The sequence below is a fragment of the Zarconia navalis LEGE 11467 genome (assembly GCF_015207075.1).
In the GTDB taxonomy this organism is placed as follows: domain Bacteria; phylum Cyanobacteriota; class Cyanobacteriia; order Cyanobacteriales; family Geitlerinemataceae; genus Zarconia; species Zarconia navalis.
Genome location: NZ_JADEXN010000235.1, coordinates 1 through 7676 on the forward strand (window position 1 = coordinate 1; position 7676 = coordinate 7676).

Here is a 7676-nt window from a genome sequence, read left to right on the forward strand (position 1 = left end):
AGCCTATCGGGGGAGTCTCTACCGAGAAGATGAAACGGTGTGGGCATCTATTGGCAACCCAAAAAGTGTTTGGCTGACTCGTCCGTCTCTCTATAACTTGTTAGTGGATGTTGGGTTTACATCGGTGTATGAATGCCATCAGCCGATCGTCCCCAAATTTGAGAGAATGAGAAATCGCCAAGAAGCCGATCGGGCGACGTTTGTGGCGATTAACAATTGTCCGGTGCGGTTGAAATCGACTCCTTTACTCGATAACCGCGCCAACGATCGCTTTCCAGAAATGCTCTAAGAACTGCAATCAACACTGGGTACGGACTATGTCGAACGTCTTAATCGTAACGGGAATGCATCGCTCGGGAACTTCCCTAACTGCATCTTTCGTTCGTTCTTTGGGGATTGACGTCGGGGAAAACTTACTCGACGCAGATGCTTACAATCCTAAAGGTTACTTTGAAGACATAGACTTCGTTCAATTGCAGCGATCGATGTTGCAAGCCTGCTGCAACTCAGAAGAAGAGGGGTGGATCGATTGGGGCTGGACGAAAAGCGAAAAACTCGATCGATCTGTTCTTTCTAACTATATTGGATCGGCACAAGATTTAATCGATCGCCGTATGCGAGATTGTGTTGAATCGGCAGTATGGGGATGGAAAGATCCTCGAACGACGCTACTTTTAGATTTTTGGAACGAGCTATTACCTGAAGCTCGATATGTACTAGTTTATCGCTTCCCTTGGGATGTGGTGGATTCCATCGGACGATTGAATAGCGTGGCGTTTCACAATCGCTCGGAATGGGCGATAAAAGTGTGGGAATTTTACAACCGTCACCTATTAGAATTTTACCGTAAAAATCGCGATCGCTCTATTTTAATGAGTATCGATCGATGCATTCGCGAACCGGAGCAGTTAATCCAACTTTTAGAAGATAAATTTAACTTAAAATCGCAATCCAACGGGCATTCTTTAGAGCATATTTACGATACCCAAATTTTTAGCAGCCTCAGTTGGAACCATCCCTTGGTGCAAACCCTGCAAACTCAAATGCCCGAATCTCTGGATGTCTTAGAAGAACTCGATCGCGCGGCCGATTTGCCTAGCAATTTTTCGTCTAAATTTTCAAAAATCGAAATGGAAGATCGAGAAAGTTTACCGCTATCTCTGGCGGCTAAAACTCCGGAAGTCAAAACCGTTTCCCCCGATCGTTCTCAACGATTAGAACGATCTGAAATGATTGTCTCCGTTGTGATTCCCTGTTACAACGGTGGCGAATTTCTCTTAGAGGCGATCGCCAGCATCCAGCGATGCCAAGAGAAAGTTTACGAGATTATTATCGTTAACGATGCCTCTACCGAACCTCTCACCCGTAAAGTTCTTAATTACCTGCGAGAGCGCAACTATCATATTATCGATCGTTCCGAAAATAAAGGACTTGCCGAAGCGCGTAATTTAGGGATTCAAAATGCGCGAGGGCGGTATATTCTACCGCTGGATGCCGATAATAAAATCAAACCCAGCTATATTACTAAAGCCATCGAAATTTTAGACGATCGCCCGGATATTGGCATCGTGTATGGCGATATGGAAATTTTTGGGGACAAACAGGAAATTCGCGAGGTTCCCGAGTTCGATATTAATTTAATGGCAAAGGGAAATTATATCGATGCCTGCGCCGTTTTCCGCAAAGAGGTATGGGAAGATTGCGGCGGTTACGATGGAAAGATTCCCCTACAACTCGGTTACGAAGATTGGGATTTTTGGCTGATGGCAGCCCAACGGGACTGGCAGTTCTACCACGTTCCGGAAGTCTTGTTCGAGTATCGATCGACAATTGATTCGATGGTAAGTCGGTGCAATCTCCCCGAAAATCGCCAGCAATTAATTCGCTACATTTGCGCCAAACATCTCGAACTCTACACCATTAACTTTCCCGATATTTTTGCCACCAAAGAATTCGAGTTACTTTGCGCGCGAACCCATGCCGATATTTTAGACGTTAAGTTACGCGATGCCCAAAATCATCAAAAACACCTCGAAACTGAATTCAAACAAACCCACGAACAACTCCACGAAGCCCGCGTTGATGCCCAGAAAACTCACGATCGCTTGCGAGAAGCCCATCAAGAGGTAAACGACGTTCACCATCAGCTAGGGGATACCAAAGAAGAGGTAAAACAAACCCACGCCCGACTTGCCGAAGCCATTGCCGACGTACGACGCGCCCACACCCAACTCGCCGAGGCGCGGGAAGAGTCGCAACAAACCCACGAACGGCTGCGGCAGGCGATCGAGCAAAACCAGCAAACTCACACTCAACTCCACGAAGCCAGGGAAGAGTCGCAACAAACTCACGAACGGTTGCGGCAGGCAATCGAAGAAAATCGGCAAACTCACAATCAACTCCACGAAGCCCAACTGGGCATCGGGCAAGCCCAATTCCAAATCCAGCAACTCCACGATACGATCGCGGCGATGGAGAGTACCAAGTTCTGGAAACTGCGAATCATCTGGTTCAAACTCAAATCTCCCTTAGCAAAGTCTAAGCAACTCTGGGGGCGACGGGGGGAATTTATTGAGATTGGGAACACCCAGGGTTGGCGGTATGCCATCGGGAAAGTCACAACCAAAGTAAAGCGAAAATTGGGGTTAGCCCCTGCCATCTTAGAGGAACTCGCCCCAGCCGTCGATCCCCACCAACTCGCCTACCAACAGTGGACGGGAATGCACGCCCCGAGGGCGACGGATTTGCGGAAGATGGCGCAGACGATTCCCACGTTCGATCGCCAACCGACAATTAGCATTATCATGCCCGTTTACAACACCCCAGAGAAGTTCCTGCGGGATGGCATCGTGTCGGTGTTGAATCAGATTTACCCGTATTGGGAGTTGTGTATTGCCGATGATGCTTCGACGGCGGAACATATCAAACCCCTGCTAGAAGAGTTTTCTGCCAAAGACGATCGCATCAAAGTGGTATTCCGAACGGAAAACGGGCATATTTCCCGCGCTTCCAATTCGGCAATTGAAGTGGCGACGGGGGAATACATCGCTTTACTCGATCATGACGATCTGATTACCCCGGATGCCCTGTACGAAATGGTGTTACTCATCAACCAGCATCCCGACGCGGATATGATTTATTCCGACGAGGATAAGGCTGATGAAAACAACAACATCATGCATCCGTTTTTCAAGCCGGATTGGTGCCCCGATTCCTTCCTGTCGCGGATGTATACCTGCCATTTCGGGATGTATCGTAAATCGATAATCGATGAGATTGGCGGGTTCCGCGTCGGCTACGAAGGCAGCCAGGATTACGATTTGATGCTGCGATTTACGGAAAAAACCGACAATATCTATCACGTTCCCCGAATTCTCTACCACTGGCGGATTCATGCCGAATCCACGGCGGCTGGGGAAGCGACGGTGAAAACCTATGCTTACGAGGCGGCGAAAAAGGCGATTCTCGAGGCGCTGCAACGTCGGGGAGAACCGGGGGAAATTCTCGACGTACCGGGATTTTTCGGCAACTATATCGTTCGCTACGAGATTGCCGAACCGAAGCGAGTCAGTATTATTATCCCGACGCGGGATTTGCCCCGAATGCTCGATCGCTGTTTGGAGTCGATTTTTACCCGTACCACCTATGCCAATTACGAAGTCATCGTGGTGGATAACGGCAGCGTGGAACCCGAAACCCAGGCTGTTTTCGATCGCTGGGGGCAGCAAGAACCCGATCGCTTTAAATGTATCCCCCTCGATATCCCTTTCAACTATCCGAAGTTGAATAACTTTGGGGTAGAAAACGCCACTGGAGACTATATTTTACTTTTGAATAACGACACGGAAGTGGTGACTCCCGACTGGTTGGAAGCGATGGTGGAACAGGCGCAACGTTCCTCAATTGGGGCGGTAGGGGGCTTGTTGCTGTACGATGACGATCGCATCCAACACGCGGGCGTAATTATGGGCATCGGTGGCATTGCGGGGCACAGCCATCGGATGTTCCCCAAAGATACGCCGGGATACGTCTGTCAGGTAAAAACGGTAGCGAATTACTCGGCTGTGACGGGGGCGTGTTTGATGTGTCGCCGGGATGTGTTTGAGGAAGTGGGGGGGTTGGATGAATCCCTGGTGGTGGCGTACAACGATGTGGATTTTTGTCTCAAATTAGTCGATCGCGGCTATCGCAATATTTATCTACCCCACGTGGTTTTGTATCACTACGAATCCAAGAGTCGCGGTTACGAAGATACCCCGGAAAAGCTGGCGCGACAGGCAAAAGAAGGGGCGGTAATTTGTCAGCGATGGCGCAAATATGTGGAGAACGATCCCTGTTACAATCCTCATTTAACCAAAGGATTGGAAGACTACAGCATCAATCTCGCACCGCCATCGATTCAAGTGGTATTTGAAGATACTCGTTCTGGGAATATTGAGGCGTTAGAATCCCACGAACAGGTGGTAACGGCGAAAGTTGAGAAACAGGCGATCGAAGCTGAGTTTTCAGAGACATCATCGAACGGAGACGTTTCAACAGCATCGATCGAAAGGATGGAAGATGGGATATCGAATGGGATGCCACCCGTCGGGGAAGTTGCGGATTCTGAAACGAGTTTAACTGAAACTGTCGAAGATCGTAAAAACGGTACATCAGATACGTCTGCTGAGTCGGAAAGAATGCAGCGATCGAACGGCAAAGTTGAATCGGGAAATAACGGTACATCGGCGACTGATTTACCCGTTGAACCCACACAAACGCAACCGAAACATTCAACAAGCGATCGCAATGGCAAAATAGAAGAATCTTCGAGAGAAACGGAAATGCGCTCGGCTGGAGTAGCAACCTTAAAAAAAGAACCTGAAACCGAAGAAACTGAACCTAAAACAACAGATTCAAATACACTTTCAAATACACAAATTCGGGAAGAAGTCAAGCGAGTTCGTCGCCAAATTGCCAACAAATATATCAAAGGAGACGGTATTGAAATCGGGGCGTTGCACTCGCCTTTACCGGTTCCAGAAGCCGCAAACGTGCGCTACGTCGATCGAATGTCGGTATTCGATTTACGCTTGCAGTATCCAGAAATGAATGAACTGCTGTTGGTGGATGTGGATATTATCGACGATGGGGAAGTGCTATCCACCGTTGACGATAATTCCCTGGATTTTGCGATCGCCAACCATTTAATCGAACATTGCCAAAACCCGATTCAAACCTTACAAAACTACTTCCGAGTTCTCAAACCCGGCGGTATTCTATACCTAGCAGTTCCCGATAAGCGGTATACCTTTGATGTCGATCGACCGGTAACTTCTTTAGAGCACTTAATTGAAGATTATACCGAAGGACCAGAGCGATCGCGGATCTCTCATTTTGAAGAGTATGTTCGCATGGTCGATCGAACTCCTGAAAAGAAGGTGTCCGCGCGGCTATTATACCTCCTCATCGACCTGGACTATAGCATCCACTTCCACGTTTGGACTCCTTCAGCATTTACAGAGTTGCTGTTATATTGCCAGCAGGAATTTGAAGATAAATTTGCGATCGAATTAATGCAGAGTAACGAGGATGAGTTTATTTTCGTGTTGCGGAAGGATTCAAAACAGTAACCTGTAGGGACCCGCGCATTTGAGCGATGAATTATGAGTAAAACGAAATGATAAATATCCAAATGCTTTGCCTTTCGATATTTATCGCCGACGGAGTAGCTTGTCGGGTGTGTAATGGCAGCGATCGCATTTGGCGTTTTACTTGATATTCGTACTATAAATAGATATAGCTGCGCCCTTGGATTGATAAAAACAGAATATCACAAGCGCCCAAACAACGCAATCTCGTTGAAAAAATTTGCCTAATTCTCAATAAAAGGGGTATATTCTCAGTCAAATCCGGCTCGCGATCGTTTGTTTGAGGTATAGCCGTCGCCATACCAATTAGGACACCAGGTTGTAGTTGTAGGGTGGGTAATGGCGGCGTAAGTATTCCTTCTCAATTTCAATGAATATCCGCCGTTGCCCACCAAAACCTCATCCTCCAGAATCAGATATTTGAAGGTGGGCAGTTCTCCAACCCCAGTCAAGATATTTCCACAAGATATACTGCCCACCCTACAGCTTACGACGATAAAGCGAAACCTTAGATATCATAAAATAACGATTCTGGTTATGCATACAAGGGATATTCAGCAATGATGACTTCCGAAACTGTTGTTTTAAGCTTGCATGATGTCAACTTCAGTGACGAGCAATTTTATCAACTCTGCCAAGTCAATCGAGATTTGAAACTCGAACGAACAGTACAAGGAGAACTAGTTATTATGCCTCCCGTCGGTGGACTCAGCGGTAACCGCGAAGCGGATTTTATTACAGACTTAAATCTGTGGAACCGTCAAACAAAACTGGGAAAAGTCTTTAGTTCGTCTACCATATTTCGATTACCCAACGGTGGCGATCGCTCTCCCGATGCGGCTTGGGTAAAAAACGATCGCTGGGAATCCCTGACTCTAGAAGAACGAGAAAAGTTTCCGCCGATTTGTCCCGATTTCGTCCTGGAATTGCGTTCTCGTACTGATTCTCTTGCCGCATTACAAGCCAAAATGCGCGAATATCTCGAGAGTGGTTTGCGCTTAGGTTGGTTGATAAATCCCCAAGACCAACAAGTGGAAATTTATCGTCCCGATCGAACTGTTGAAATTATCGAGTTACCGGCAACCCTTTCAGGAGAAGATGTCTTACCGGGATTTGTTTTGGAGTTACCTGTTTTTTAAACCACGCTCGAACATTTACAGGGTTATACGCCTCTGACACAATGTGAGGCATGGGCAGAGCAGGAACCGCACTCAAACAGGTATTAGAGAATTACGGCATCAGCCAAAATCGATTAGCAGTGACAATGGGGGTTGGACGTTCCAACGTTCACCGTTGGGTGAATGGAACCACCGATCCGGTGGCTGAAGCTGTGTTAGAGATTCGAGATGCACTACAGCAGATCGATCCCGAAGCCGCAGCCACATTTGTACGACATTATTTGGGAAGTGTCCCGGATATTGAGGAAAAGTAGAGTTATTTCATTTCAGAAAAAGCATATTAATATTAATTCATAACAAATATTAAAAATAAGACTATTTTATGACAATTCGCGATATAGCAATTAATAAATTACAGCAACTTTCCGATCCGCTTTTACAAGAAGCGATCGACTTTATCGATTTCCTCATTCATAAACATCAAGTTAATATTGCTGAAACTAAACCTGACAGCACAATAACTCAAGCATGGTCGCAATGGTTTGAAACGGTCGATCGCTTAGAGGTGAATTCACCTGAAACATCTAACACTTATCAACAACTCCTGCTCGATAAATATCGGCAAGAGTGATTAGAAATGAGGATTAAATAACCCGTGCAATGCTCGCTGTACCCGAACCCACCCCTAACCCCTCCCAAGAGGGGAACTTATGCGTTTGGCTTGAGAAATAAAAATGAAACTGTTCATTTCTTACTCCCCTAAGCGCGAGGGGCAGGGGGGTGGGTTCAACGATTTACAACTATTGCTGAATTCTGACGCTTTGATGTCATTTCTGTTTCGGGATGAAAAGCTGTTCTTTGAGTTGAGAGAAGACCCATTCTTGGTCAAAACTGCATAAGTTCCCCGTCGCCAGATATACGAATATAG

At 46.7% G+C, this 7676-nt stretch carries 5 protein-coding genes and 1 pseudogene; 5 read left to right on the plus strand and 1 reads right to left on the minus strand.

Annotated features, from left to right (window positions below; genetic code table 11):
- A pseudogene (locus tag IQ235_RS13145) lies at nt 1-289 on the plus strand (hypothetical protein); the annotation flags it as partial.
- 28 nt (nt 290-317) lie between these two features.
- Nucleotides 318-5612, plus strand: a complete 5295-nt coding sequence (locus IQ235_RS13150; RefSeq protein ID WP_264321910.1) for a glycosyltransferase — start codon at nt 318-320, stop codon at nt 5610-5612.
- 269 nt (nt 5613-5881) lie between these two features.
- Here the strand turns inward: IQ235_RS13150 and IQ235_RS13155 are convergent, their stop codons facing one another.
- Nucleotides 5882-6082 carry a hypothetical protein gene (locus IQ235_RS13155; protein WP_264321911.1) on the minus strand — a complete coding sequence of 67 codons (201 nt, stop codon included), beginning with the start codon at nt 6080-6082 and terminating at the stop codon, nt 5882-5884.
- Between the two features lie 108 nt (nt 6083-6190).
- Here IQ235_RS13155 and IQ235_RS13160 point away from each other — a divergent pair, with 108 nt between their 5' ends.
- From IQ235_RS13160 to IQ235_RS13170, 3 genes are all read left to right on the plus strand, one after another.
- A complete protein-coding gene (locus IQ235_RS13160; protein WP_405196674.1) occupies nt 6191-6769 on the plus strand; it encodes a Uma2 family endonuclease in 579 nt (192 codons plus the stop codon).
- 50 nt (nt 6770-6819) lie between these two features.
- A complete protein-coding gene (locus IQ235_RS13165; protein ID WP_264321912.1) occupies nt 6820-7062 on the plus strand; it encodes a helix-turn-helix domain-containing protein in 243 nt (80 codons plus the stop codon).
- Nucleotides 7063-7130: 68 nt separating this feature from the next.
- Nucleotides 7131-7379: a DUF2281 domain-containing protein gene (locus tag IQ235_RS13170; protein ID WP_264321913.1), complete on the plus strand. Its 249-nt coding sequence runs from the start codon at nt 7131-7133 to the stop codon at nt 7377-7379.
- Nucleotides 7380-7676 lie beyond the last annotated feature (297 nt).